Source organism: Roseibium aggregatum IAM 12614, from assembly GCF_000168975.1.
Taxonomy (GTDB): Bacteria; Pseudomonadota; Alphaproteobacteria; order Rhizobiales; family Stappiaceae; genus Roseibium; species Roseibium aggregatum.
Genome location: NZ_AAUW01000006.1, coordinates 1 through 25,052, shown reverse-complemented (window position 1 = coordinate 25,052; position 25,052 = coordinate 1). Strand labels below are relative to the sequence as shown.

Below are 25,052 nucleotides of genomic sequence, written 5' to 3'. Positions count from 1 at the left end.
GCACTTTACCACCAGACGGCGGACCCACGCCGATGTTGCATCAATTTGCAGCGGCTGAGCGCTGCCAGTCAGGACACGTCCCATGACCAGACAGATGGAAGGCATGATCGGCCTCATCACGGCACAGACCCTGCTTGGCACGATCGGGCTGTGTGTTCTGGAAAGCGGAGCGGATCCGGTCACCGTCGCCTTCTATCGCTGTGCAATCGGGGGCCTGGCCCTGGCTCTCTATTGCCAGTACCGCGGGGATCTGATGCGGCTTGTCAGGCTCTCGCCGCGCATTCTGGCCATGGCTGTTGCCAGCGGCATGCTGATGGCGGGCAACTGGGTGCTGTTCTTCGAGGGCATTCAGCGAACGGGCATTGCCGTTGCCACAATCACGTTCCACATCCAGCCGTTTCTCGTGGTGCTGCTGGGCGCATTCGTTTTCCGGGAAAAGCTTCGTGCGGTCACGATGCTCTGGATCGGCGTTGCCCTGGCCGGTCTTGCACTCGCCACGGGGTTGAGCGGAATGGAGCTGGCAGGAGACCGGTCCTATCTCATCGGGCTCGCGTCAACGCTGGCTGCGGCATTTCTTTATTCCGGCGTGACAATCATCGCCAAGGGACTGACCGGGATATCCGCGCCGCAGCTTGCCACGGTTCAATTTGCGACCGGCACCGTGATGCTGGCAGCCTTCAATCCTGCCAGCCCTTTGACCTTGACCGCTGACCAGTGGGGCTGGCTTGCGGTCATCGGGCTCGTGCATACCGGCGGTGTCTACGTCGTGCTCTACAAGGCACTGCCGAAACTGACGACACCCGTCATCGCCGTGCTCTTGTTTCTTTATCCAGCCAGCGCCGTGCTGGTGGACGCCGTTGCCTATGGCCACCTGATCAGCTTCCTGCAGCTTGCCGGCCTCGGACTGATCATTCTGGCCAGCCTTGCGGTCACCTTGCGCTGGGGCGTTCGGACCGTTGCCTCGACCGACGGTCCACAGCTCGTACCGCCGTCCTCCTCCCGCTAGCACCTATCAACCCCGCGCCATCACACCTCGTAACGCATATACGCAAAACGCCTGCTGTCCGGCGCCCAGGAAGGAACATTTAGGGTTCCCTGACCGCCGAACAGCGACAGCAGAATGCGCGGCGAACCGCCTTCAGCGGGCATAAGGCGCAGCTCGACTGTCCTTTCGGCAGGATGCCCTGTCGTGCCTGCCTCATAGGCGAGGTAGGCAACAGACTTGCCGTCGGGAGATGGATGGGGAAACCAGTTGACCCGCTCGTCCTTCGTCATCTGCTGCAAGCAGCTGCCATCCGGCCGGACCCGCCAGAGCTGGACAGAGCCTGCCCGCTCGCCGTTGAACCAGATCCACTTGCCATCGGGCGTATAGTCCGGCCCGTCGCAATGATCGAACTCACGGGTAATCTGCCGTTCTTCACCGCCGTCGAGACCAATCGAGAAAACCTGAAAGGTCCCCCCGGTTTCCGGCCGTTTGCCGACATAGGCAAGCGTCTCGCCGTCCGGCGACCAGCCGTGCCAGTAGGAGGGCGTCCGTGATGTGATCCGTCGTGGTTCACCGCCCGTGACGGGCAGCGTGTAAATGCAGCTCTCCCCGGCCTCCGTCGCATCGCTGACCACCAGCATGGAACCATCCGGCGACAGACCGTGATCATTGTTGAGGGCTGTGGCAAAGCCGGTATCGATCTCAAGAAGCCCCGGATCGTCGAGCGCAACCCGGTAGAGCCGGCCACCGCCATTCACGATCAGAGCCGCCCCGTCCGGCGTCCAGTTCGGCGCTTCCAGATGGCGCTCCGTCTCGTAGAGAACGGTTTCCGTCCCGGTTTCAACATCGATCGTTGCAAGAATGCTCTTCATCGGCAGCTCCTGATTTCTCCGGAGCTTGGCACGGGACTGTGCTTTTGAGAAAGGGCGGATATGGCACGCTCAGCCTTCGGCCTTCCCCAGGGTGGTCGTCCGTTGCACCAGATGCACGTCACAGACCCTGACCTGTTGTGGCAGGTCCGGGTTTTCCAGACGCTGCATCAAAAGGTCGAGTGTTGCCTCGCACAGATCCTGACGGCTTTGGGAAAAGGTGGTCAGGTCGTAGGCTTTCCAGGCAGCCTGGGGAATGTCGTCGTAGCCAACCAGTTGGATATCCTGCGGCACACGCAATCCGTGGATGTGGCGCAGACCGTCCAGAACCCCCAGCGCCAGATAATCTGCCGCGCAAAAGACGCCGTCGACCTCGTTCCTTACCCGGTGAAGGAATTCGGCGGCGACCAGTCCGCCGTCGTAGGTCTGTGCGCCCCGTGCGATGCGGAGGACCGGCACGCCTCTGTCATTGGCCGCCTGTTCGAACGCAAGTGCGCGTCCATTGATGGAAAAGGATGACCGTTCCGGCGTGACCACCGCCAGCTTGCGGCAGCCGCTGGCAATCAAGTGTTCACACGCCATCCGCCCGCCGTCCTCGAAGGCGGTCACGACCCGGTCGACCGGCGCTCCGGGGTCGCGCTTGTTGACGACCACCAGCGGCACGCCGTTTTCCAGACATTCGATGCAGATTTCTTCCGGCGGAGTGTCGGACGTGACGATGACACCGGCAACGCTGTATTGCAGCAGAGACCCGATCAGGTCGGCGACATCCGTCGATTTTTCTCCCCGCAGCAGGATCGGCCTGAACCCGCATTCCAGCAGCCCTTTCGACAGAAGGTCTATCTGTTCGGAGCGGAACGGATTGTCGAGATCGGCCGCGACGACGCCGACCAGATCGGACTTCTGCTTGTGCAGCGAACGGGCCAGCACGTTGACCCGGTACCCGAGCTGACGCGCCGCGGCGATGACCTTGTCCCGGGTTTCCTTGGAGACGCTCGCGCCGTCCGTGAAGGTTCTGGAAACAGCCGAACGCGACACGCCGGCCAGGCGGGCGACGTCGAAGGAATTCACCGTTTTCTTGAAACCTGGAGCGTCCGACATGTTTCTTCCGTTTATACGCTTTTACCGAGCATCCGGGCGACGAGAAAGGGCTCATTCACGTTGAAGAGATCCGGCTTCAAGGCCAGCAGGCGCTCGATCTCGGTGACGTCCTTGCCCATGTAAGCGATCATCGGCCTGCGCCCGGCAGCCCTGACCACCTCAAAGGCCGCAAGGCTGGCATTCAACGCATTGAATTCGATGATGCCTGCCTGGAGCGATGACAGGCAGGTTTCAAGACTATCGAAATCCTCCGCCCGCGCCATCAGCCGCGCCTGCGGAAAGGCCTCCTCGATGGTCCGAAGCCTCGCGGGATCCTGCGCCCAGAAAAAGACCTCTTCCGTCGCCAGCGTTTCCAGAACACTGGTCACCGTGTGATGCGGATCAGCCTCCTTCAGCTCGACATAGAGCTTGCCACCCATCTGCAAGGCCGTTTCGAGAACCGCACCAAGGGACGGAAGGCCTTCGCCTTTGAAAAACGGAGCAAACTTGCCCCCCGCGTCCAGCAACGCCAGCTCAGCGCCTGTCTTTTCCTCAATCGCGCCGGAGCCGTCCGTGGTGCGGTCAAGCGTGGCATCGTGATGGACCACGAGTTGCCCGTCCGCCGTTTGCTGAACGTCGATCTCAACGTTAGCAAACCCGGCTGCCCAGGCTGCCTTTGCTGACGCCAGCGTGTTTTCAGGCGCGATCTTGCAGGCCCCGCGATGACAGACGATCTCCGGCCCCGGGACTGCGGAGCGGGCGAACCTTGCCACCATTTCCGGCTGATCGGAGCAGATGCCGAGGATCGGGATCTTCACAAGCGCTTCGATGACATCGGCACGCTCCTCATGCCAGGTCACGACCGGCAAGCCACGGTCCTTTGCCTTGGCAAAGAAGGCTTCATCCAGCAAGTGGTCCGGCCTTTGGGCTGCCCGCTCCCAGCAGGGGTGAATGATTTCCGCTCCGCACCGGTCGGCAATCGGAAAGGGATCCTTGCCAAGGCCGACCAGAATGGAGACGGGATAGGGACAGCCGTTTGCGATCAGTGCCGCTGCATAGTCCGGTGTATTTGCGCCGACGATAACCCGCTCGATCCGCTGTGCCAGAAGATCCGCGATCGCCAGCGAGGCCGCCTCGCCTTCCTTGGCATCCAGATAAATGCCGGCGCCCAGACGGGCCGCAAGGGCTGCGATCTGCGAGAACAGGGGCGCCTCGCGTCCGACTTCGGCCGTCAGGGCCTGCAGCCGGGCAGCCGTCAGATCCGCCACCTTGAGGTCAAGGCCGCAGACCGCTTTCAGATCTTCATCGTGAAAGGCAACCGGGACCCGGTCAGCGGTCAGCCGGACATCGACCTCCCACATATCGGCACCAAGCTCATGGGCAATTTCATAGGCCCGCAACGTGTTGTCGAAGGCATAGGCGCTCGCGCCGCGATGGGCGATGGAAAGCGGAAAGCAGCGCGGCTCGCTGAGCCAGGCCCGGCCGGGCCGGAAGGTTTGCGGGACCGGTTCCATCAGAGCCTGCTTCCGTCCGGACCGAAGGCAAGGATGCGGTCTTGCGCGATGCCCCAGGTCACTTCGTCACCCAGCTTGTGATTGCCGCCATGCGGCTGGATCGAGCGCAGCACGGCGCCGTTCTCCAGAGTGACGTCGTAAAGTTCTTCCCGGCCCTGGATCTCGACGAAGCTGACCTTGCCGGTCACCTTCAGCGGATTACCCGGCTGGAAGAACTCCGGACGGACACCAAGGCGCATCGGCACGCCTGAACCGGCGATGGCGAGATTGGACGGGATCGGCAGGGTAACTCTGGAATTTGCCAGGCGGAAACCACCCTCTTCCGTTGTCCCGTCCAGAAACGCGATCGGCGGATTGCCGAGAAAGCCCGCGACGAAATCCGATGACGGGTTGTCATACATTTCGGACGGGCTGGACAGTTGCACGATCTCGCCCCTGTTCATGATCGCAATGCGGTCGCACATGGACATGGCTTCCACCTGATCGTGAGTGACAAGCACCGCGGTGATGCCGGTTTCCTGCTGGATGCGGCGGATTTCCGAGCGCATTTCCAGACGCAGTTTCGCGTCCAGGTTGGCCAGCGGCTCATCAAGCAGCAGGATGTCCGGTTCTCGCACCAGCGCCCGTGCCAGCGCGACACGCTGCTGCTGTCCGCCGGACAATTGCGCGGGCCGGCGTGCCATCAACTCGCCGATCTGGACAAGGCCTGCGATTTTCTCGACCTTGCGGGCGATATCCGCCCTGTTTTCCCGGCGCACTTTCAGTGGGAAGGCGATGTTCTCATGAACAGTCATATGCGGATAAAGCGCGTAGTTCTGGAAAACGACGCCGACATTGCGCTGCTGCGAGGGGAGTGTCGTGACGTCCCGCTCGCCGAACAGAAGCCGGCCGCCATCCATGCGGTGAATGCCGCAGACAGCGAACAGCGTCGTGGATTTGCCGCAGCCGGACGGCCCGAGCAGGGCCAGCATCTCGCCGCTGTCGATCGTCAGGGACATGTTGTCGATGACGGTGGTTTCACCAAACGTCTTGGTGAAATTTTCAAGTGCGATACGCATCAGCCTTTCGTGCCTCCGCCATAGATGTTCATGAGTTTGCGGTTGAAAACCACGTAGATCAGAATGACCGGCAGGGCGTAGAACAGCCCGATGGACTTGAAGAGGTTAAAGTCCGGCTTGCGGTCGTCCATGATGGTGTTCTGAAGATAGGTTGCCAGAACCTGCGACGCCCCGCTGGGGGCCAGAACCTGAGGCAGGATGAACTCCTTCCAGGCTTCCAGGAACGAGAACAGCGCCAGAGCCGCGATACCGGGTTGAACCTGCGGCAGGACCAGTTTCCACCACACGGTGAAGCGGCTGGCGCCATCGGTGATCCCCGCCATCTCGATCTCCCAGGGCACGGTGTCGTAAAACCCTTTCATGATCCAGATGCCGAGCGGCAGCTCCAGGGCTGTCTTCACCAGGATCACGCCGATCAGCGTGTTGTAGAGCCCGCTCATCTGCAGCATCAGGAAGATGGCGATGATGAGGGTGACCGTCGGAAAGGCGTGCAGGGTCAGAATGCCACCAAGGAAGAACTTGCGGAACGGCATGTTCAACCTGGACAGGGCGTAGCCTGCGGTCAGCGATATCATCACGACGATCAGGCTGGTGGAGCTGGCAAAGAGGAAGGTGTTGGCCGTGACCGGCCAGATGCTTGCGCGGCCGGTTTCCGGCTTTTCGAACAGGAATTTCCAGTGTTCGAGGGTAAACCTGTCCGGCAGGAGCGAGCCTGCCGTGGTATCGGTGACTGTGTCCACCACCAGGTAGAAGTACATCAGCACCAGCGGCAGCGACAGGATGCTGAGCAGCACCAGGATCGGCCAAATACGGAAGTTGGGTCTCATCTCCATCTCTCCCCTATTGCTCGATACGCGGCTTGGCCACGAGGTCGTTGAAATTGAAGAGGCGCAGATAGATCAGCGCTGCGGCAATGCCGATGACCACCAGGACCATCGCCAACGCGGCCCCGAGGCCGTATTGCAAGACGCCGCCGTAGTTGTTCAGCGCGGTGTGGAAAGTGTAGAGCGCCCACACCTCGGTGGCCTTGCCCGGCCCGCCATCCGTTGACAGGTAGATGTAATCGAAGGACGTCAGCAGCGAGAGAGTCTGATAGGCGGTGGTGAACAGGATCGGCCATCTGAGTTGCGGCATGATGATGTAGCGGATCTGCTGGAGACGGTTGGCTCCATCCACCTCACTGGCATGAAGCATGGTTTCCGGGATTGCCTTGATCGCGCTGGAGAACAGGATCATGCCGAGCGAAGCGCCGACGAACCCGTTGATGAGCACCACGACCACCCAGGCATTGATGTCGGAATGCAGCATCCAGTTTCGCGGGGGCACGCCGAAATGGGCCAGAAAGCTGGACAGGAACCCGGTATCCCAGGCCATCCATTTCCACATCATCACGTAGATGACCGGCGGCAGGATGCGCGGCAGAAACCAGATCGTGCGAAAGGTGGTTGCAACGCCGGACGGCAGATAGAAAGTGGTGACGGCCAGGAACAGGCCGAACCCGATGCTGAACGCCAGGGTGAAGGACACATAGATCAACGTGTTGCCGGCGGCCCGCAGGGTTGACGGCAGCGAGGCGATCAGACGATAGTTTTCCGTCGTCCAGACCCAGCCGGTATAGGCGGTCCTGGTCAGCTCCGCCGTTTCGGTTTCCCCAAGGCCGAGATCCAGTTCGTCCACGGACGTCAGAAAGGCTTGTTCGGTTTCAAACCGCGTGTTGAGGATCGAGCGCTTGAAGAGGTCGGCCGCTTTTTTCAGATCCCGTGTCGAGCGAGGGCGTTCCTTCAGCCGCTTCAGCTCACGCTCCAGGTCACGCCGGCCGGCGAAACTCTTGCCGGACAATTCAGCCTCGATCTCCTGCGCGAAGGCCTTGCCGAAGTCGGCCTGGACAGCCGCGAGACCGGCAGCGTCGATCTTGTAGGTATCCTCGGCCAGACGGTCGGCCGTCGTCTCCGGAAAGCCCTGATCCTTGAGCAATCGGATCGTGCGTTCCGTCACCTCGTAGGCGCCACCGGAGGAAATGCCGGTTCCGGAACTCATGTTGGTGAAGGAGAACATCATTGTCAGCACCACCGGCGCCAGGAACAGAAACACAATGATGAAGAGCGCAGGGGTCATGAACCCCAGCCCGAGCAGGTGCGCGCGTCTCATCTTATCCTCATGAAGGGTGAGCCGGGCAGCGAACCGCCCGGCAAGGCAGATGGAGGATGGATGGCTTAGCGGACGATCAGGTCGTCACCGAGCACAGCCGTCATTTCCGCTTCCACTTCGGCAACCGCGTCAGCCGGAGATTTCGTGCCGGTCCAGGCCGTTTCCAGACCCTTGAACATGATCTCGGAGAACTTGCCGTAGTTCGGGTTGTTCGGCTGGGAATTGGCATACGGCAGCAGGCGACGGGTTGCTTCGGCTGCCCAACGGTCGTTGGCGTAAAGCTCGATGTTGGACTGCTCCCTGGCAATGCCCAGGTGTGCAGACTTGATGGCATGCAGCGTGTTGATGCGCGGTTCGGACGCAATCTTGATCAGCTGTGCGGCGATCTCGATATCGTCTTCGTTGTCCTGCTTGGTGAGCAGGTAGGCCAGCGGGTGCGTGATGGTGTTGGCCTGGCCGTTTTCATTGCCTGCCGGGATGAGCGTGAACTGGATGTTGCCGAAGAAATCGTCCAGACCTTCCTTGCCGGTGTAGCGGGCATAGTGCCAGGTGCCGCCGTGCCACAGGGCCGCCTTGCCGGACGCCACTTCCGCGTACCACTGGTCCCACTCGGTGCCGATGTGGTTCTTACGGGTCACCTTTGCTTCCACCGCGTCCACGAAGAACTGGTAGAAATCGGTCATCGCCTGCTTGTCCAGAACCAGCTTACCGGTTTCCTTGTCCATCAGCTCACCGCCGAACGACTGGTAGAACTGGGCATAGTCCGGACCGTTCGAAACGCGCGGATAGAAGCCGTAACCTTCCTCGACGATTTCCATGTCGACGGCTTTCTTGGCATCTTCCAGCACGTTCTGGAGTGTGTATTCGCCAGCTTCCACCTTTGCCGGGAGCGCGTCGATCTCTTCGTCGGTGTAGCCGATCTTCTTCATGGTATCGCGCCAGAAGAAGAACGGACGGCTTTCCGCATCCTGAGGCAGACCATAAACGACGCCGTTATAGGTCGTGATATCGAGCAGGTTTTCGTAGATGTTGTTGATCGGCCAGGTGTCCATGTCGACATAATCCTCGACCGGAACGATCAGGCCCGACTGGCTCCAGGGCGCGATGTCCAGGTGGCTGGTCACGACGATGTTCGGGGCGCTGCCTGCTTCGGCGGCCAGGGTCACGGCCTGCCTGAATTCGTCCCAGCCGGCAAAGTCGCGTTTCTTTTCAACGCTGATGTTCAGCTCTTCGCCGCGGATCGCATATTCGCGGGACAGGATGTCGGCCGCCATCTCGATAGCATCGAGACGGTAGACGTCGCTGTCGTTGGAACCACCAGCCCAGACGGTGATGGTGAGGTCTTTGGCCAGAGCGTCTCCGGCAAAAGCCGCGGTTGTGAGTGCCAGGACGGCAGCCGCTGTGGACTGGCGCAGTTTGGAAACAAGAATGCTCATCGTATTTCGCCTGCTGTCTGTGTTGGGGCACCTCACTCCCGGAAGTGCCTTGGAAAGAACAAATGCGCTTGCACACGTGTGCAAGCGGCGTTCTAGCGGGCGGGTATTACGGGCATGTGACAGCCTTGCGGAAATTCCGGACCGGGACATGCGGCAGGTCCGGTTTCAGCCAGAGTGTAAAAGCGGATCACGACGGCAGGACGACAGCATACCCGACACCACCTGAAGAGACAGTCCGGGCAAGACAAAACGGGGGAGCGGGCTTTACCCGGCCTTGATGATTTTTGGGTATAGCAACACCCCGAACGGCAATTTCATGATCCTCCGGTCTCTGCGGAGCCGGACCAGCGGGGAGTTGAACCCATTAAGCGCCTTGTTATCGATCTGGACGGAACCCTGACCCTTGCGGACACCTCCGACTACCGGAACGTCTCACCGAACCTGCCCCTTGTCGAAAAGCTGCGGGAGTACAAGGAACAGGGCTTCGAGATCGTGATCCAGACCGCACGCAACATGCGGACGCACGAAAACAACGTCGGCAAGATCACGGCGCACACCGTGCCGATCATCATCGAATGGCTGCAGAAACACGACATTCCCTATGACGAGATCTTCGTCGGCAAGCCCTGGTGCGGGCACGAGGGGTTTTATGTCGACGACCGCGCCATCCGGCCGGACGAATTCGTCCGCCTGTCGAAACCGGAAATCGACTCCCTGCTCGGCAACGCGCCGAAAAACTGACGCCTCAACAGGGTCCGCAGCCAGAGACCTGCGGGCCCTGCCACCTTGCCGGCGCGAAAGGTTCTGGGTCGGCGTTAAAGCTTTTGGCCGTCCGGCCCCTTCTTCCGGTAGACGGTCCACGAGGGGCTCGTGGCAACCTCCCGGTAGTGCTCCAGCACATAGGGCTGATAGATTTCCCAGAGCATTTCTCCAGACGGGTCTCCATGGCCCACGATCACGAATTCCGCATCGGAGAAGAACTCTTCTTCCGGCTGGTGAATTTCCTTGGAGAACGTTCTGCCGTTGTGGAACCAGATCGGCACCCTGGCGGGCGAAGGCTTGTTCAGAAGGGATGGAAACGGATTGGCGAAGTTGAGCGCCAGCACTGGGCCAGCCTCCGGCTCCGCGGCACCGGCTTGCCGCAGCAGGTTGAACCCGTCCAGCATCCGGTTGTAGTCGACAGTCACTTCCTCCTCGGGCTGCTCATGCCAGCGCGGATGCAGGACAAAGCCCGCCTGTCCTGTGCCGGCCAGCCGTTCGTCCGCCGGATATTGCCGGCTTTGCAGGAACTGCGCGACCATGGCCCCGCCATCGCGCACCGGATAGATCAGGGCAAGTGCGATGGTCAGGACCGAAAGGATGTCGAGCGTCAGGGCCTGCGACGCTGCCTGCCCCGACTGCTCCACGAGCCCGTCCTTGCGGAACAGCCCGGCCCACTGCGCGGCGATGACCGGAAGCACTGCGTAGATCGGACTTTCCGACAGCCAGTGGTTCTGCATGAGAATGACGCAGGCCATGGCGGCGGCAACCAGGATCAGAACGACAGGTGTGAAGCGTTTTCGTTCAGAGCTGTTTTCACATAGCAGCAGATAAAGCACGGCACTGCCGATGGCCCAGACGGCCGCTTCGCCAAGCTGGGTGATCAGCTTGATGATGCGCCAGGCTTCCTTCGCAAATCCGGAGACGGTCTTGATGTCCGCAAGGTTCTCGGTGACCTGACCGGTGACCAGCTCCGCCGCTGCAAGGGAGGCCGCAAGGCCAAGCAGAACAATGACGGCATGTTTTATCGAAACGTTCCGGAACACTGTTGCCGCAACCAGCAATCCGACCAGCGCCGCACCGAAGGTGACCTTGATCAGGCAGATGACGGCAATCGAGACACCAAGCAGAAAAGCTTCCGGTATTCCCCTGCGTCCGGGTGGACAGCAGAAGGCCACCGTGACAACAGCCGCCAGGGCCGCCGCCCAGCGATTGTAGGGGGCAAGCCAGCTCATGCTGGTCTGGGCGAAGATCATATCCGGTTCGCGCGGCGTCACGACCGTGGCAACGGCGATCAGCACCACAAGACCGAGCGTGCCGAAATTGACCTGGCGCGTCAGCGTGAGGAGCGCAAGCACCAGCGTGCCCAGCGCGAAAACGGCGTTTGCCAGGGGAACCGATGTCGCATCCACCTGGCGCAGACCGGTCGCGATCCGGAAGACCCAGTCGTAGACCGGGCCGATCGGGCTGAAATAATCGACGCTCGAGGCCTGGCCGTAGGCGGATTTGTTGGCCGTGTCGAAGGCCGTCCAGAGGTCGTGCAGGTAGCGTTCGTGATCAAAGAACAGATGCGGCAGCGTGGCGCTGACGACGATCAGTCCGGCGGCACCGACCAGGCAAAGCAGCCCGACAAAGCCGGAGGCATAGTCCTTGCGCAGGTACCAGACCGCAACGAGTGCCGGAAACAGCAGAATGGCGAAGGCATAGGTCGAAAGGGCAATCATTTGGCAATCGTCCACTTTGCCGCGGAAGGCGGCGGGGATGCGATGAAGGCTTCCAGCTGTTCCGGCGTGCCGAGCATGCCGACATCCTCGAACGCAAGCTGGCTGATGGTGACATCCGCTCCGTCCGCGATGATCTGGTTGTACATCGGCGCGATGTAGCGCTCGCCCTTTTCCTCTCCGGCGGCGCGGAAGAACCGGGTGTAGACGTCCCGGTAGCGTGCGACGCTGTCAAACCAGTAGAGACCGACGGTCGCATGATCGGAGATGCGCTCCTTCTCGCGCAGCTCCACCACGCGGCCGGTCTCGTCGGTGCGCGCGAAGGACCAGCCGTTGCCCGGTCCGGGGAAACACGGCACATGCCCGGCGCACTCCGCCGGATCGGCAGGCGCCATCGCTCCCGGCGCCACATAGGTATCGATGTTGAAAATGGCGAGCGGCTGATTTTCAGATGCTGTTGCCACCAGTTCCAGCGCCGTCGTCGCCTGGCCGTCGGTAAGTTCGTCAAGCTGGACGATGCCGTCGACCTTGATGCCAAGCGCCTTGCAGCGGGCAGTCAGGAAGTCCGGCGCGTTCAATCCGCTGCGCACGGCAAAACGGAACGACCAGCCGGCTTCCCGGTAAGCCTCCAGAGAGAGCATGGACCAGTCGAACAACGGCCGGCCCAGCGCCTCGATCTCGTATTTCGGCCGCTCGTATCCCGCCTTGGTGAAGCGGCTGCCGAGACCGGCCATGGTAATTGCGACGATGCCGCTCATCAGCTTGCCTTTCTCTGGCGTTTCTGCCCGCTTTCGAGCTGGTCGAGGATCGAGGCCGCGATCAGCGCAAAGCCGACAAGCTTGTCCGGATGGTCTGTGTGAAGCGGCAGCATGGACAGGAACAGCGACAGTTCGACCGCACGCACATGGCCAACGTCGAGGCCTTCCGCCTCCAGCCTGTCGCAGAAGTGCCGTTCGGCCCAATCCGCCGGGGGCGCAATCGTCCAGTCGAGCTCCAGCCTCAAATCCTTGTTCAGATAGACGCGGAACAGGCCATTGTTGACATAGTCGTAGCTGCCCAGAATGGAGTGGCTGATCTTGGCCACGTCATAGAGCGGATGCATCATCGCATCGTTCGCGGACAAGGCGCCACGCGGATCGATCAGCCGCATCAGGCCGATCCGCCTGTCGAACAGGATGTTGGAAAAGCACGGATCGCCGTGGGAAAACACCAGTTGATCCGTGCTGGCGACCGCCTTGCGAACGAACGGGCGTGCCTGCTCCAGCATATCGGACAAACCGCCGCGCGGTCCTGCCCGTTCCAGGATCTGGTTGGTCTGCCTGCCGCGCTCGGTTTCCAGGAACGCGGCGAGGCGCTTGTCCAGCTTTTCCAGTATCTGCGTTTCCGCGCGGGCGCGGTCTTTCTTTCCCGTGGGTCTCGCGTTCAGATAGTTGAAGATCTGATCGAGCAGGACCCTGAAGTCTCCTTCGGTGAAGGAGTGATGCACCCATTGCAGTGCCGCGTCCGGGATCGCCAGATGCTCCATGCGGTAGCCGGCCTGCTTGCCATCTTCCCAGAAGCCGAAGGTCGGCAACAGAAACCGCTGCAACTCCGGCGGTGCAGCATGAAAGAAGCCGTGCTCGGCGCGCATTTTTGCAATGTCGCTGGACTGCTTGTGAAAGACGTTGTCTTCCGCACGGGCGGAATTGAAATGACGCAGTTCTGTTGCGCCGGACAGAAACAGCATCAGGTTGCGCGGTTCGCGAATATCGATGAACCGGGCGTGATCGGTGATGATCTCCGTGCGATCGCGCAGCGACAGCAGCAGCAGGCGACGAGCCTCGGGCGTGTCCGCACACAGAAGCGATGCAGCTTCGGTGTGGAACAGGACGGCGACGGCCTCGTCTTCGATCACCGGGGTGGCCAGCATTGTCTTCAGGGCGTATCCGGCTTTGCGAACCAGCACCGAAAAGCCTTCCGGATCAAGCGGCGGCAGACAAAGCGGCACGCGCAGATAGATGGCCGCATCGCCCCGGTCGCGGATGCGATCAGCAAGTTCGACACCGCTGTCCGGCGACGTCAGATGTTCGACCGATTCCGCTCCGGCCTCCAGCGACATGGCCGTGAGTTCTTTCGCCAGGGTCTGGCGGCGGCGCATGATGTCGGAAAACCGGACTTCGCCAAGCGCGGCCCGCACGCTTTCGGCCGGCGGATCCCGGTCGTCGAGAATTACGGAAAGCGCTTTCGTCATAAAACACCGGTCCTGTTCTGGGCACGCAGCGGTTCGTTGCGCACGCGCGGCAGGTAGATCCACATGGCAAGCGGCCAGACCAGCGCAAGGGACAGCAGACACAGGCTGCTCCACGTGCCGACGGCCCCCTGGAAGCTGGCGACGGGCCCTTCGAACACCCGCTCCGCCAGAAGCACGATCCCGCTGGTTCCGACAAAGTTGGCCGAGGTTAGGGCCAGCACCGTTGCGGCCAGGGCCTCCAGGCCCCAGATGACCATGGACATGACCAGCAGCACGGGCCCCTGCACGCGGAAAAGATCGGCCCCACGTGTCGTGATCTGGCGCAGACCGTCAAGCTGGCCAAGGTGCCGCAGCGAATTCGGGTTGCGGTGGTTCAGAACCACGTAGTGCTGCACGGCCCGCAAGATGCCGGGCCCAAGCACGAAGACGACAAGACCTGCCAGCACGGCAACGCTGGTTACGGCCAGAAGAACCATCGGGCCGGTGGCCAGCGGGCCGTGATAGGCATAGACGATGCCAAGCAGCGCCAGGATCATCAGCCCGTCGAAAAACCGCTCCAGAAGAATGATGATCAGCGCCCCGGGAAAGCTTTTGCCCAGATACCAGAGCTGATGCAGCCTCAGGATCTCGCCGAGCTTGAACGGAATGACAAGGGCGCCCGGGCTGGTCACCATGTGCAGGAGTGCGCTGGAGCGCCCGGATATGCCGAGCAGCCGCGAAGCCATGATCGCCAGACGCACGGCGCGCACGCAGTGGGAGGCGAGATAGATACCCCCCGCAAGAACAAGCGCCTGCCAGGGTTTGCCGGCAAGTTCGGCCACCCCCTCCTCAACCAGCCACCAGAGCGCAAGGCCGAACGGCAGGAACAGGACCGCATAATGCAGGGCAAGGCCCGCTGGCAGCCTGGCATTCCGCAATCGGCCAGATGTGCGCACAGCCCGCACCTCAGGCAATCCGCGTCGAGGGATAGGCGGCACGCGGTGTCTGCCGGTGATCGGCGGCAAAGAAAGCCGTCGGCCGGAACAGACGCAAGCCGACGATACGCAGGAGCTGGACCCCCATCTTGCTGAGCTTGGCGTTGGAGATCTGGTCGTCTTCACGCCAGGTCAGCGGAAAGAACGCCAGCCGGAACCGGTTCCGCACGACACCCAGGATCAGGTAATAATTGAACGTCAGGTCGTCGGCATATTTCAGGTGAAAGCCGGACCTGAAAGCCTCGACCCGGAACAGGTTCAACCCGGAGCCGAGGTCGAAGAGACGTTGGCCGCTGATGGCCGAGAAGATCAGGTTGAAGGCATGATTGGCCGCCGTGCGCAGGAGAGAATACCCCTCCAGCTTCGAGCCTTTCATGAAGCGTGCACCCATCAGGAAATCGAGATCCTTGTGACGGCCTGCCGCCAAATGCGGCACCAGGTCGGCAATCGAGCCCTGGTCATCGCCATGCAGCACGACCAGATAGTCGTAGCCGTTCACCATCGCGAAGTTGATCGCAACCTTGTGCGACCCGCCGAGACCGTAGTTGTCGTCGTTGTGCAGCAGGGCGGTTTCGGCATACCCGAGCTTCGCCAATCCGGCCTCGGCCGCCTCGCGCGTGCCGTCCGTCGAGCGGTTGTCGACACACAGGACGCCATCGACGACAGCCTTCACCTCAGGTGCCTCAAGCTGTTTCAGCACACGCGGGATCTGCGCTTCGCAATTGTAGCAGGGAATGAAAACAAGAACGCGGCCGGTCATGAAGGCCCCTCAATCTGACTTGCGGTGTTCGAGCAGGAACCGCATGAAGAAGAAATTCGCGACAAGGGTGAACGGCGTGACCAGCATCTTGGCGGTGATGCCGCACAGGGTCACCGGCTTCAAACCGAACCCGGCCACAAAAGCGGTTCCGCCGGCGGCGTCCAGCAGCGACATCAGCACCCAGCTCAATGCGGCCGTCAGGGCAGAGGCGGCCGTCACGGCAACAACCTGCCAGATCCAGTAGAGCACCAGGAGAGTTGCCGTCGATCTGTTGCCGGCCTTTTCGAAAATGTGCTTTCCGGCAACGAAGAAGACGAAGGTCACACCGCAGAAGGCACCGATGAAATTCGCCCAGAACACGGGCAGCCCGCTCTGCGTGAGCGTCGCCATGGTCAGGAAATCCAGGCACCAGCCGATCCCGGAGATCAGGGCAAACCCCGAGAAGCGCTTTGCGATTGCATTGTAACGGTTCAAGGAAGACGACCCTGACTTCTGTTTGCCGTCACGTTCCGCAACGTTGGATACGCTCCCGATATGCTTCATGAAGCCACCGTCAGCAAGCACGGGAATGACGGTCGATCCATGTGCTGAAATTGCCCTCGGCCGGCATCGGAAAAACCTGTTCACATCCTGAAAACAAAGAAGCCGTTTCCGCCGAACTCAGCGACCGAAACGACCCGCTCTCACGCTGCGAAACCCTAGCGTTGAATTGTTTCAATGCCGTTAATCGGCGAATCTGACAATGGGTCGGCCTGTCGGGCCGGTGTCAGCACGCCTGCAAGGCCGAGCTGTGATGTCGTCTTTTGTCAGTGAGATTTGCCTTTCAAGGGCTTCGGCTGCACCCGAAGCTACCGTTCAAACAGCGCGCGGCAAACGGGTGGAAAGAGCCCTTCCAAGACCTTACCAAGACAATTCCACGATGCTATTTTCCGGTGATGCAGGGCAATCGCTATCACCATCTCGGCTGGCATCACGGGGTTCAGCTCTTCGAGGCTTCGTTCAGTCGGCAGACCTTCACACGGCACGCGCACGAAGGATTTGCCATAGGCGCCATCGCCGCTGGCGCTGGCGGTTACATCTGCCGCGGTGAGAGCATGACGCTTCCTGCGGGGTCGCTGTCGCTCATGAATCCCGAAGAGCCCCATACCGGACATGCCGCGACCAACCACGTGCGTTACCATATGCTCTATGCGTCCGAAGAGGCGGTGCGCGCCATCCTCGACCTGAAAGAGCTGCGCGGCTTCAACCAGGTCGCTCCCCGGGATCACGGTCTTCGGCTGGCACGTGCGCTCGGTGGCCTTGCCCGTTTTCTGAACATGCCAGCGTCGGCTGACCGGAACCTGGCAGTGGAAGAGGCTGTTCACGATGTTCTCTCCGTCGCGTTCACTCGCTATGGCAGAGCGGACTTGCGTTCTCCTGGCCGCGAACCGGCGGCGGTCGGTCTGATGCGGGCACGAGCGATGGCGGCGGTCGAGTCCGGCGAGCCTCTGACCCTTGATGATTTGGCGGCCGAGGCCAATCTCAGCGTGTCCTATCTGATCCGAAGTGTCCGACGCGCGACCGGCATGACGCCGCACGCCCTGATCGTCCAGGCCCGGGTAGATCATGCGCAGCGGTTGCTACTGAATGGCGTTCCCGCCGCTGAGGCAGCCCACGAAGCAGGGTTCTGTGATCAGGCCCATCTGATCCGGCAGTTTCGCCGCCATTATGGCGTGACACCCGGCGCGCTGAGACGGCACTGATGGTTCACTTTTGTCCAATCGCTCCCGGACCCGTCCATGCCAATAGCGTTCCGAAAGGAGCGCGATCATGTCATTCAAACCTGTTATTATTTTGTCCCAGGAGCTCCCCCTCGGCGTGAAAGCCAATTTCGCCGCCGTTCTGGGGATGAGCCTTGGGCATCTTCGCCCGGACCTCATCGGAGCCGAGACGCCAACCTACGACGGCGTCTGCCTTCCCGGTATTACCAACACCGCCCTTCCGGTCCTGGGGGCGCCTGCCGACGATCTTCCTGCGCTGTTCTTCGCCGCAGAGGACCTACCGGTCCGGTTGGCTTACATGCGCGACGCTTTCGAGGCGAAGGACTATGACGATTACACGGCCCGGATCGCGTCGAGGCCAATCTCCGACCATGCGCCGCAAGCGATCCTGCTTGGAGGGCCCAGAAAGAAGGTCGATCGCATTTGTGGCCGCCTGCCCCTGCTGCGCTGACCCATGCCTACGTTGGAAACAATTCTGGCCATGTCAGGCTTTGCGGTCGCTGCATCGGCAACGCCCGGACCGGTCAACATCATCGGAGCGATGACCGGCGCACGCTATGGGATGGGGCAGGCTCTGATCTTTGTTACTGGTGCCACTGCGAGTTTTCTCTTCATTCTCATCACCTTCGGCGCAGGCTTGTTGCGTGGGGCGGAGTGGATCACGGCTTTGCAAGTCCCGATGATCGTGATTGGCAGCACGTATCTGGTCTGGATGGCAGTGGGGCTCTTGCGGGACGACGGGGTAACGGACCGCCCCACCTTCCTCCGTACGCCAGGCTTCTGGTCGGGGGTGCTGGTTCAGGGGTTAAACCCGAAAGCGTGGCTTGCTGTGGTCTCGTCCCTCTCGGCTTTCGTGCTGCCGCTGACCGACCGCGTCACGGGACTGGCGGTGTTCGCCGCGCTCTTCGGCGCAATCTGTTGGACATCCCTGGCCATGTGGGCCTGGGGTGGCGCTCAAATCACGCCCAACCGGATGCGTTTGTTCAATCGTGCGATGGCACTCGCACTCGTGGTCGCGGTGACGTGGATGTTGGGCAAGACTTTTTTTTGAAGTCTCTTTCGGTTCTTCAGGCAGCTTCGCCTCGCTCTGCAGCGGCTTGCACCACTCGCAGACAAAGCCCGCTTCGGCATAGGCATATCGTTCAGAAGCAATGCTTCTGGCGCATAAGGCAGATTTATCTGGAGTTGTCCGAAAGAGGAATGGTGGAGCCAAGGTCCACCGAACTACTGTCTTTCTGTGTCGCAGCGCATCTTCACTACCCTTTGAAATCAGTTATATAAATGCTCCGACTGTCGTCTAGTGTCGCTGTGTATTTTTGGCTTTCTCCACGTTATGGTGGGGTAGTTGGTGGGGTAGAGAAGTGGCAAGAAGAAAAAACCCAACGAATTTGCTTCCTCCCAAAGCGGCGACGGCGCTGGTGAAAGACGGTCGGCATGCAGATGGTGGTGGGCTCTATCTTCAGGTCAAGGGAAACGCCCGTTCGTGGCTCTTCGTCTACCGATGGGATGGGCGGCGGGTGGAAATGGGCCTGGGTCGAGCAGGTGGCGACAAAGACGACGTTACCCTCGCCGCCGCCCGCAATCTTGCGTTGGACTTCCGCCGGATGCTTGATGAGCACCCTCCGCGTAATCCATTAGAAGTTCGCCGCGCGGCGGAAGCCGCTCACGCCGCCGCCAACGAAATCCCTACCTTCGGCAAGTTTGCAGATGAATTCATCGAGAGACGCAAAAGCCAATTCCGCAACGCGAAGCACCTTTACCAGTGGGAGCAAACCCTGGGAGACGCCTACTGCAAGAGATTGCGCAAAAAACGCATCGATACGATTGAGACAGAAGACATCCTGTCGGTGTTGCAGCCGATTTGGACTACCAAGCAAGAGACGGCATCACGTCTACGTGGACGCGTCGAACAGGTACTCGATGCAGCCAAGGTAAAAGGCCATAGGGGAGGTGAAAACCCCGCCCGATGGAAGGGGCATTTGGAGCACCTTCTTTCTGAACGAAAGAAGCTGCAACGGGGACACCATTCTGCCCTTCCGTATCAGGAACTGCCGGCTTTCATGGCAGAACTTCGGGAACGTGAGGCAGTCAGCGCAAGTGCGCTGGAATTTCTAATCCTCACTGCATCGCGCTCGGGCGAGGTCAGAGGCGCCGAATGGCCCGAATTCGATTTCAAAAGCAATGTCTGGACAGTGCCGGGCGACCGAATGAAAACAGGCGAACCCCATCAGGTTCCGCTTACCGCAGCAATGATCGCGGTGCTCGATACTGTCGCCCCGCTGTCAGGAAAGAAAGGGTTTGTGTTTCCGGGCGTGAAGAAGGGTCGCCCGCTTTCGGACATGGTGTTTAAATCGCTGTTCAAGCGCATGAGCCGCGATGGCATCACAGCACACGGCTTCCGGTCTTCGTTCCGGGATTGGGCAGGTGACAAGACGAGCTTCCCACGCGAGGTCGCAGAAGCGGCGCTCGCACACAAGGTGGGAGACGAAGTTGAAAGAGCCTACCGCCGATCTACGGCGCTCGAAAAGCGGCGCCAACTGATGCAAGAGTGGGAACGGTATTTGTCAGGCGAGACGACAAAAGTTGTCAGCATTCGAATAACGCCCTGAAAAATTCATCAAAATCCGTCAAGATCGAATGCAGTCAATCTCCCTGTATTCGGAATTCGCGGTCAGAATAATCTCTTTGCGACTTCCATCTTACAACCAGATCGTCTCCTTCGATTGAAATAACCGCGCGCCCCCATGGCGCTTCTCCAATTTCTATTACTCTCGTCATTTCAGTAGTTAATTCGCCTACATTGAGCGAAAATTTTCCCAATTTGTACGCGATCTTATTGGGATCATGGTCTGATATTATTAACACAGTTCCGAAATGTTCGTTCGGAAGTGGAAGTCCCACAATAAGCTCACAATTTCCATGCTTCTCAACAGCGCTGGCTAGTGCTTCGCTTACTTCCGCAAGTGGCCTTGCTTCCTTTTGATTTAAGGCAGCGGCAATTCTATCCCAAAGAGCGTCCCCAGCACGTTTCCCAATCGCAGCAAAAAATGCAGTTGCCGCCCCCGTTAACGGCAACCAAACTTTCGCACTGCCAATGAGTTGAATAAATTGCTCTCCGGCACTCGGATCAGCCGATTTTCTGACATACCAATTAGGCTCTCCAACATCGATATTTGACCGCAGACGTTTATGCAGGAGAAGTCCCTCTTCCGTGGCAATTTCCGATGTTAGGACCAATAGTCCCGTCTCAATATTTTTCATTTTTTATCCGTGTCGGTTACGTGAAACACAACGAAAAAGAGTTCCTGGGTATCGGCGCGTTTTAGAAAATTGGCAGCTAACTTTAGCTTCTCGCGGCATACCGAAATCAACAAACGGACTTATAGAGCGCCTGCGCTTCTTCAAATGTCACAGGCGTTTTCGGTTTCCTGTCCATAAGTGTAACTGACCCGCTCGTTTTTCGATCAGTCCAATATTCACCCTCTATTCTTAGAGGATTGGCGCTCTCAGCCAACAAAAGCATTGCACCATAGTGGACTTCGCTTCGATATCTAAAGGCAGACCGCGGCTTATTTCGATAAGTGCAACTAACCTCGAATGTGCCGTCACTGCATGCTTCGACCCCGGCTGAAACGGTCTGAGATCTGGACTCTTCCGTGATCAAGCGGATGCTCAATTTCGAAGCTGTTTGCCTAATCACCATGAAACAATGGATCGTCGGAATACCTTCATTTGTTTCCGGATTAATCCAGTCGCTTTGAAGTTCAGTTTTCCAAGTACCGTGCAAATTTGGACGCTTGATTAGCCAGCCTCGAAAAATAATCCATTTCCATGCCCAAACGTCGAAAACAAAAATTGTGAGCGACACAGCTCCCACTACCGACCCAAATGGCGCCAGCATTTCCCAGCTTAGTGGGACACCTCTCCAGGCAAGTAACCCAATCCAATACACGACTGAAAGCCCGAGGAATGCGCTAATTTGTGATCGCGTTAGCATCAACTGTAACCCACATAATCCCAGCAATCCGAAAGGAACCGATGTGTGCCTTCCCATGTCCAAGCTTGATTGCCACCGAACAAATATTTCAGCTCACTGACCTCACCCCACTCAGAACAATCTTCGAACCTAATTGTGTTGTTGAACAAGTAGACAAGAGCCTCACGCATCGACTGGACCCAAGTACCTTGCATTAAGTCCTTGTCTGGCACATTCCAAATAAGGCATTCCATCAGGAAACTTGACGTTCCCTCCGCTGAAGCGATGTTGTCGCTAAGCATTGCATAACGCAGCGACTTCAAAATTCTTACGCAACCTTTGTACGAACGCGACGTGCGATCATTTTTCCAAACACCGTTTTCATAGTGCTGGTCGGGCCAATTAATGATGCTCCTACCGGCACGCGTACGCATTTCAACGCCTTTGATCTTGGAGCCGTCACCAGCGTGTCGGAAATGGTCAAAGAACGGAGCTACATCCGCATCAACCCGGTAGCTGTTGGCCTTGATATCAAATGCCTTGTCCCCAGGATCTACGGCCGCTCTCCCGAAGTAATCGACCAGCGCCGTCTCTAGCTCGCTGCGAAAAACATCAAAGTGGTATGTCGCTGGTGTGATGCCAAGAGTTTCGCGGGTCGCTCCCTCAGGCCCCTCCCAAAAGAAGGTGTCACTACAAACGACGGCGATATCTACGTCGCTATCTCCCCGAACATTGACGCGATTGCGATATGACCCCTGAGGAAAAACTCGAATGTTACGCGCTTTAAGCTGGTCACTACCCGAAATAGCATTTTTTACAGCGCGTTCCGCATTGTCCATTTTATCCTGCTCCGTCTTAGACGGAGGAGCCGCGAACCTTGTGAATTGATCTTCAGTATAATTCATTAGACTACGTTAGGTTGTTGAAACGACTCAATTAATACCACACCTAGCAACATCTAAAAAATGCCTGCTCATCCAATACACTGGCTCGTGTTGCCTGCGCCGGCAAAATGAACTGTTTTGCCTGACTATTGGCGTAAATCAGCTTTTCTAGTCGATCTCTGGCGTCACTGCGGAACCATCAGTGGGATTTATCTCAATACCGGAGCGGCTTGCGTACTCGGTTGCAGATTGAATGGTCACGTTGATTTCATGCTGATAAAACCAGCAAATCTCTGCCAAGTCGCGCGATGAAAGCGACAATACTTTTCGGGGTGCGAACGAGCGCTTGCGCGCGACGGCCCGAGTAGCAATTGTTGCACCGTCTGGCAGCAAAATTCCTTCCTCGGGCATATCTGCCAAAAGGTGTTCTGTCCCGTTTGGCTCAATGGCAAGAAAATCCATCCCCAGCCATTGAACGAGGAGAGTACCGTCCGGCCCAACATCACTTTCGGAAACTCGCCCCCATCGATGGGATAAACAGTTTCGGGCCTTACTTATGGATTGAAGTTCATGAGCGTGTTTGGGTCCAACATCAAATACCTGTCGCAAAATATTTAGCTTGTTTGGCGTCCCAGCACGTTCGAAACGCGATTGGCTATCTTTGGCATAGTCAAGTGGCGAGGCCACCCCAGAAACCGCGGCTTCGATCAATCTTAATATGTAATGCAACCTGTCGAGAAAAGTTGCAAACCCCTCTGCGAGCTCTCGAAGTGCCCCCGCTTCAATCCAATTTCGAAATTCGCTTTTAAAGTGGCGTAGTGTTTCCTCAGTCACGTTCGAAGGAACGAGACGAATTTTTGGCGTCTCCGTAAGTTGGTACTCATTGAAACCTGGGTTCGTTGCTGCATTCACCCCTAGAGCCATGAAAACAGATGCCCTGCGAACGGATTTGCAAGCTTCGTTTTGAAGTTCAACAAAGTCTATGTTGATGTGCGTCTTTTCCATTGTGCGACCCAAGTTGGTGAAGCTCACACTTCCACTCGTGCCCAGCCAATCCTCCACGCGCAAGACCTTTGATTGCGGCAGACGATTTTGTGTTGGATTTTTTCCAACTCCAATCCAACTCGAAATCCAACGAATTGCTCATGCACAGCCTTAAAATAAAGAAAAATTCTATGCACTCTTAAATTTTAGTTGGATTAAAACCTTATTCAATTTTAGTAAATCCAAATTGTAAACTTACTTCTATTCAATATAATTCCGATATTGCTTGATTGGAGAAAGAGTTATGAAATCTATCATCTCATCACTGCACAGAAGCCGGTATCCTTGCACGCGCATTGGGAGGCTCTCGCTTCTAACACATCCCCCACAATGACCGCCGGTCGGGAGTTTGCTGACCTTCATGCTCAGTGGCTTTCGATGACGCCCGGAGACGAACGCGACGATCTGTGCGAAGTGCTCAATGCAAAGGCCAACGCCCTTCGGGCACTGCCTTGTACCTCGGTTGAGGAACTGCCGTTGAAGGCGCTGGGAGTGGCCTGGACCTTCGGCATCACGCACCGGCCCATCCCTACCGAAGACGAGGATTATCTCGCGTTCGTGCTGGCAAGCCTGCTATCGGACATCCAATCGGCGGCAGGATAAGCCAGCATCCACACTTCTTGCTGGAATAAATCCAAGTAAAAAACAAACTTATCTAGAAACGATAAAATAGCGTGACATCTCAATTTGTCGCCATTTCACAAGCCAATTCAGTCACCTAACATCAAAATGTGACATACTTTGCAGAGCGTGACATTTCAGAATGTCACGTTTTTTTCTTCCCAAAATCCACTTTACAAAAAAAATCCCTCGCCATTTTGTGGCGAGGGAAGTTGTCCAGTAATGGACCGTGATAACATGCATAAACAAATACTGTCATTTTATTTCCGGCGTGTCTAGACGAGAAGTTTCAATCTGACTGCCTCAACCCGGATCGCCGGACGGATATCCACAAACCCGTCCGCAAGAAGCACGTCCAGTGCCTTTTCTACCTCGCGGGTTGAGATATGGGTTCCCTTCACAATCCGCCGGAGCTTCACTTCCTCATCATCTGGCTCTAGCACGGCCAGATATGCAGCGATCTTTGAAATGGGCTCAGAGCGCCCGTAGCGCTGGTAAATCTCACTTACCCACCTCATCAGGTCGGACAAGCTAGGGGCCGGTCCAGAGACGTTTGTCGGGATCTCGGCATTCAGGGCCGCGAGCAATTTCCGCTCCTCCTCCGGGGAGAACCTGGCAGGGCACTCAGTCGTCATTCTCAACCTCTCCTCCTCGCAGCATGTCCGCTCGGTCCTTAAGCTTGGCCGCGATCCGAGCCATCGAGGCGTGAACCTCTCCGTTAAATCGAGTGCGTTCAGTGCGATCACGTGTGAGGCGGGCCGGAAGACCAACAAATTCGCTCCTCATCGCAGCAAGCACCTCATCGAAGGCCACTTCAAAGTCTTCGAGCGGGATTAGTTCCCGCTCAGCTTTTGCCATTGACAGCTCATGCCTTCGTGCACGGGCATTAATTTCACGCGCCTTGGCCTTGGAAAGCTCGCTGTCTTCGCGGCTTTTCCGAGCATGCTGAAGGATCGAACGAACCGACATTGCAAAAGGCCACTTCCCCCTTGACGTAGGTTTCACACCTGCATCGCTGAGGAGATTACGAGCCTGCCGGTCAGTCACTTCCAGAATTTCCGCAAGAACCGAAATTCCGACAGTCTCAGGTACGGAATTGCTTGAGTTTTCAGTCATTGTTCACACTTTCCACCTCTCAAGTGAAACGGAAACGCAATTGTTCAACCATAAAAAACGCAGACAGATCGGGGGCAGGATTACCCGCAAGGCGGCAACGCCTAGTACGGTCCCTAA

Annotated in this window: 26 protein-coding genes; 7 read left to right on the top strand and 19 right to left on the bottom strand. The window is 58.4% G+C overall.

Annotation, left to right across the window (positions count from 1 at the left end; all coding sequences use genetic code 11):
- The first annotated feature begins 82 nt into the window (after window positions 1-82).
- Complete coding sequence (locus tag SIAM614_RS09255; protein ID WP_006933897.1) at window positions 83-1,006, top strand: DMT family transporter; 924 nt, start codon at window positions 83-85, stop codon at window positions 1,004-1,006.
- A 20-nt stretch (window positions 1,007-1,026) separates the two neighbouring features.
- Here SIAM614_RS09255 and SIAM614_RS09250 read toward each other — a convergent pair whose 3' ends face one another.
- From SIAM614_RS09250 to SIAM614_RS09215, 7 genes are all read right to left on the bottom strand, one after another.
- Window positions 1,027-1,857 carry a TolB family protein gene (locus SIAM614_RS09250; protein ID WP_006933895.1) on the bottom strand — a complete coding sequence of 277 codons (831 nt, stop codon included), beginning with the start codon at window positions 1,855-1,857 and terminating at the stop codon, window positions 1,027-1,029.
- A 69-nt stretch (window positions 1,858-1,926) separates the two neighbouring features.
- Window positions 1,927-2,955 carry a LacI family DNA-binding transcriptional regulator gene (locus tag SIAM614_RS09245; protein ID WP_006933893.1) on the bottom strand — a complete coding sequence of 343 codons (1,029 nt, stop codon included), beginning with the start codon at window positions 2,953-2,955 and terminating at the stop codon, window positions 1,927-1,929.
- Between the two features lie 11 nt (window positions 2,956-2,966).
- A complete protein-coding gene (locus SIAM614_RS30510) occupies window positions 2,967-4,448 on the bottom strand; it encodes a glycerophosphodiester phosphodiesterase (protein WP_006933891.1) in 1,482 nt (493 codons plus the stop codon).
- The gene (locus SIAM614_RS09230; RefSeq protein ID WP_006933885.1) at window positions 4,448-5,506 is read right to left on the bottom strand and encodes an ABC transporter ATP-binding protein; all 1,059 of its coding nucleotides are present in this window, start codon (window positions 5,504-5,506) and stop codon (window positions 4,448-4,450) included. Before SIAM614_RS09230 ends, SIAM614_RS30510 begins: the two co-directional genes overlap by 1 nt.
- Window positions 5,506-6,339 (bottom strand): carbohydrate ABC transporter permease, encoded by an 834-nt coding sequence (locus tag SIAM614_RS09225; protein ID WP_006933883.1) that lies wholly within the window; start codon window positions 6,337-6,339, stop codon window positions 5,506-5,508. Before SIAM614_RS09225 ends, SIAM614_RS09230 begins: the two co-directional genes overlap by 1 nt.
- A 7-nt stretch (window positions 6,340-6,346) precedes the next feature.
- Window positions 6,347-7,654 (bottom strand): carbohydrate ABC transporter permease, encoded by a 1,308-nt coding sequence (locus tag SIAM614_RS09220; RefSeq protein ID WP_006933882.1) that lies wholly within the window; start codon window positions 7,652-7,654, stop codon window positions 6,347-6,349.
- A 65-nt stretch (window positions 7,655-7,719) separates the two neighbouring features.
- A complete protein-coding gene (locus SIAM614_RS09215; protein ID WP_006933880.1) occupies window positions 7,720-9,090 on the bottom strand; it encodes an ABC transporter substrate-binding protein in 1,371 nt (456 codons plus the stop codon).
- A gap of 363 nt (window positions 9,091-9,453) precedes the next feature.
- On the opposite strand from SIAM614_RS09215, the gene SIAM614_RS09210 reads away from it, so the two are divergent.
- The gene (locus SIAM614_RS09210; protein WP_040439755.1) at window positions 9,454-9,831 is read left to right on the top strand and encodes an HAD hydrolase family protein; all 378 of its coding nucleotides are present in this window, start codon (window positions 9,454-9,456) and stop codon (window positions 9,829-9,831) included.
- A 74-nt stretch (window positions 9,832-9,905) separates the two neighbouring features.
- On the opposite strand, the gene SIAM614_RS09205 is transcribed toward SIAM614_RS09210, so the two are convergent.
- Genes SIAM614_RS09205 through SIAM614_RS09180 form a run of 6 tightly spaced genes read right to left on the bottom strand, consistent with a single transcriptional unit; the run spans window position 9,906 to window position 16,077 of the window.
- Window positions 9,906-11,573, bottom strand: a complete 1,668-nt coding sequence (locus tag SIAM614_RS09205; protein ID WP_006933876.1) for a hypothetical protein — start codon at window positions 11,571-11,573, stop codon at window positions 9,906-9,908.
- The gene (locus SIAM614_RS09200; RefSeq protein ID WP_006933874.1) at window positions 11,570-12,328 is read right to left on the bottom strand and encodes a glycosyltransferase family 2 protein; all 759 of its coding nucleotides are present in this window, start codon (window positions 12,326-12,328) and stop codon (window positions 11,570-11,572) included. The genes SIAM614_RS09205 and SIAM614_RS09200 overlap by 4 nt, the downstream gene beginning before the upstream one ends.
- Entirely contained in the window at window positions 12,328-13,800 is a 1,473-nt protein-coding gene (locus tag SIAM614_RS09195) for a hypothetical protein (protein WP_006933872.1), read from the bottom strand. The genes SIAM614_RS09200 and SIAM614_RS09195 overlap by 1 nt, the downstream gene beginning before the upstream one ends.
- Window positions 13,797-14,735: a lysylphosphatidylglycerol synthase domain-containing protein gene (locus tag SIAM614_RS09190; RefSeq protein ID WP_157139765.1), complete on the bottom strand. Its 939-nt coding sequence runs from the start codon at window positions 14,733-14,735 to the stop codon at window positions 13,797-13,799. Before SIAM614_RS09190 ends, SIAM614_RS09195 begins: the two co-directional genes overlap by 4 nt.
- Before the next feature lie 10 nt (window positions 14,736-14,745).
- Window positions 14,746-15,534 carry a glycosyltransferase family 2 protein gene (locus SIAM614_RS09185; RefSeq protein ID WP_006933868.1) on the bottom strand — a complete coding sequence of 263 codons (789 nt, stop codon included), beginning with the start codon at window positions 15,532-15,534 and terminating at the stop codon, window positions 14,746-14,748.
- 9 nt (window positions 15,535-15,543) lie between these two features.
- Entirely contained in the window at window positions 15,544-16,077 is a 534-nt protein-coding gene (locus tag SIAM614_RS09180; protein ID WP_157139764.1) for a GtrA domain-containing protein, read from the bottom strand.
- Window positions 16,078-16,469: 392 nt separating this feature from the next.
- Here SIAM614_RS09180 and SIAM614_RS09175 point away from each other — a divergent pair, with 392 nt between their 5' ends.
- The 4 genes from SIAM614_RS09175 (at window position 16,470) to SIAM614_RS09160 (ending at window position 19,903) form a co-directional block, all read left to right on the top strand.
- Window positions 16,470-17,276 (top strand): AraC family transcriptional regulator, encoded by an 807-nt coding sequence (locus SIAM614_RS09175; protein ID WP_006933864.1) that lies wholly within the window; start codon window positions 16,470-16,472, stop codon window positions 17,274-17,276.
- 67 nt (window positions 17,277-17,343) lie between these two features.
- Window positions 17,344-17,745 (top strand): DUF2000 domain-containing protein, encoded by a 402-nt coding sequence (locus tag SIAM614_RS09170; protein WP_040439753.1) that lies wholly within the window; start codon window positions 17,344-17,346, stop codon window positions 17,743-17,745.
- Between the two features lie 30 nt (window positions 17,746-17,775).
- On the top strand, window positions 17,776-18,345 hold the full coding sequence (locus SIAM614_RS09165) for a LysE family translocator (RefSeq protein WP_050789358.1): 570 nt from the start codon (window positions 17,776-17,778) through the stop codon (window positions 18,343-18,345).
- A 310-nt stretch (window positions 18,346-18,655) separates the two neighbouring features.
- Window positions 18,656-19,903: a tyrosine-type recombinase/integrase gene (locus tag SIAM614_RS09160; RefSeq protein WP_229597955.1), complete on the top strand. Its 1,248-nt coding sequence runs from the start codon at window positions 18,656-18,658 to the stop codon at window positions 19,901-19,903.
- 34 nt (window positions 19,904-19,937) lie between these two features.
- On the opposite strand, the gene SIAM614_RS09155 is transcribed toward SIAM614_RS09160, so the two are convergent.
- The 4 genes from SIAM614_RS09155 to SIAM614_RS09145 form a co-directional block, all read right to left on the bottom strand.
- The gene (locus SIAM614_RS09155) at window positions 19,938-20,555 is read right to left on the bottom strand and encodes a hypothetical protein (protein WP_006933856.1); all 618 of its coding nucleotides are present in this window, start codon (window positions 20,553-20,555) and stop codon (window positions 19,938-19,940) included.
- A 106-nt stretch (window positions 20,556-20,661) separates the two neighbouring features.
- Complete coding sequence (locus SIAM614_RS33520; RefSeq protein WP_198137294.1) at window positions 20,662-21,195, bottom strand: Cap15 family cyclic dinucleotide receptor domain-containing protein; 534 nt, start codon at window positions 21,193-21,195, stop codon at window positions 20,662-20,664.
- 95 nt (window positions 21,196-21,290) lie between these two features.
- Window positions 21,291-22,109 (bottom strand): nucleotidyltransferase domain-containing protein, encoded by an 819-nt coding sequence (locus SIAM614_RS09150; protein ID WP_198137293.1) that lies wholly within the window; start codon window positions 22,107-22,109, stop codon window positions 21,291-21,293.
- 213 nt (window positions 22,110-22,322) lie between these two features.
- Window positions 22,323-23,159, bottom strand: a complete 837-nt coding sequence (locus SIAM614_RS09145) for a hypothetical protein (protein ID WP_157139763.1) — start codon at window positions 23,157-23,159, stop codon at window positions 22,323-22,325.
- A 417-nt stretch (window positions 23,160-23,576) separates the two neighbouring features.
- Between SIAM614_RS09145 and SIAM614_RS09140 the strand changes: the two genes are divergently transcribed.
- Window positions 23,577-23,801 carry a hypothetical protein gene (locus SIAM614_RS09140; RefSeq protein WP_157139762.1) on the top strand — a complete coding sequence of 75 codons (225 nt, stop codon included), beginning with the start codon at window positions 23,577-23,579 and terminating at the stop codon, window positions 23,799-23,801.
- 293 nt (window positions 23,802-24,094) lie between these two features.
- On the opposite strand, the gene SIAM614_RS09135 is transcribed toward SIAM614_RS09140, so the two are convergent.
- A complete protein-coding gene (locus SIAM614_RS09135) occupies window positions 24,095-24,454 on the bottom strand; it encodes a hypothetical protein (RefSeq protein ID WP_006933847.1) in 360 nt (119 codons plus the stop codon).
- Complete coding sequence (locus SIAM614_RS09130; RefSeq protein ID WP_006933845.1) at window positions 24,444-24,935, bottom strand: hypothetical protein; 492 nt, start codon at window positions 24,933-24,935, stop codon at window positions 24,444-24,446. The genes SIAM614_RS09135 and SIAM614_RS09130 overlap by 11 nt, the downstream gene beginning before the upstream one ends.
- Window positions 24,936-25,052 lie beyond the last annotated feature (117 nt).